Annotated in this window: 1 protein-coding gene; it reads right to left on the reverse strand. The window is 51.2% G+C overall.

Annotation, left to right across the window (positions count from 1 at the left end):
• Window positions 1-229: 229 nt before the first annotated feature.
• On the reverse strand, window positions 230-757 hold the full coding sequence (locus LOC67_RS26920) for a hypothetical protein (RefSeq protein WP_230265957.1): 528 nt from the start codon (window positions 755-757) through the stop codon (window positions 230-232).
• Window positions 758-1,405 lie beyond the last annotated feature (648 nt).

Here is a 1,405-nt window from a genome sequence, read left to right on the forward strand (position 1 = left end):
TGCGGCGATCCGCTTACAGTTGCCACGTGAAATCAAATGGGCCGGATCAAAATGCTTTAAACCGCAATAGACGATGACTAACTGAGAGAGATGACTCAGTCAGCGGTTCATCTACTCGCGCGAACGGTAGTGATCAGCGGGGACGGGCGAAAGACGTGCAAGCAAACGATAAAACGGACCACCCGTCCTCCGTTGCATCACATGGTTACCCGCCATGCGCAAAGCAGATTTACCGCAGCGAAGCCAGTTGAGTGTAGCGTTCGCAGGGAGCTGACGCAACGAATACGCGATGATCGAATGAACGCATGACGGCCACGTTAACAACAGTATGTTCATACCACCAATTTCCGGTGTCGATGCACGTGAGACGTCCGTTGTATTCAATTGATGCCCAGCAATTCATCGAGATGTGAATAAGGTGTTCTGGAGGAATAGGAGTTCCGGTGTTGTCAAAGAAGGATCGTTTTGGAGCTCCCGATTGATACTGGTAGGTCAAGGTTGCCGAGGACTCTGTCCAGTCAATGTGTATATTACGGCATCCGAAACGGTTGTTTTCGACATGAGACGTCACGTCGTTTACCAACGGCAATTCAAATCGGTTGTTTTCGCCGAAACCAACTTTGTGCCACAGAAGGTCCGGAAAATCGGAAAGGTTTTTGAGCGGTAGGACTTTCGGCAAGCGGTTGCGCATCTCCGCAAGTTCGCCACCGCGAGATGCCTTCGTCCATGTTTTGCCGATCGTTTGGATCGCAATCATTGACGGTGTTCTAATTCAGTCGGGTAACGGCGGACATATCCGAGTGACGGCGGATGACTAACCACTTCAAAAACCCCGACTCCGTCACTTCGGTTCATGTCATGGTTCGCGTGGTACACACGACCACAGTCTGCACCACATCGCTGATGACAAGTCTACCCGATCGGAATGGCCAAGGGAAACGAGCATTGATATTTCAGCCGGCGGGTAGGGCGCCTGACCTGCCATCTCGGAGCAGAAATCAAACCGTGACATCCAATGCGATAAACAGGAAATTGCTGTCCTGTGAATTCACAAGGGAGTTGTCCAAGCAACACAATCAAACCGTGAATTCAATTTCGATTGATTGAAAGCTGATGTCCGTCGAAATCAGATGGGCTGGATTCAGCAGCAACTATCAAACCACAAACTCAGTTGCGGCGAGCGGCTAATGGTTGTCAGGTGAGATCAGATGGGCCAGATCCGTCAGCATCGAAAACAGGCGTTGGTTATCGCAGGCACAACCATCCGCGCGAACGGCGAACATAACCGAGTGACGGCGGATGACACACCACTTCAGAAACCCCGACTCCGTCACTTCGGTTCATGTCATGGTTCGCGTGGTACACACGACCACAGTCTGCATCACATCGCTGCTGACAAGTCTAC

This window comes from Stieleria sp. JC731 (assembly GCF_020966635.1).
Classification (GTDB): Bacteria; Planctomycetota; Planctomycetia; order Pirellulales; family Pirellulaceae; genus Stieleria.

What these genes read in the sequence shown, in the direction of transcription:
- LOC67_RS26920 (WP_230265957.1), bottom strand. Translation starts at nt 757, where the DNA reads ATGATTGCGATCCAAACGATCGGCAAAACATGGACGAAGGCATCTCGC.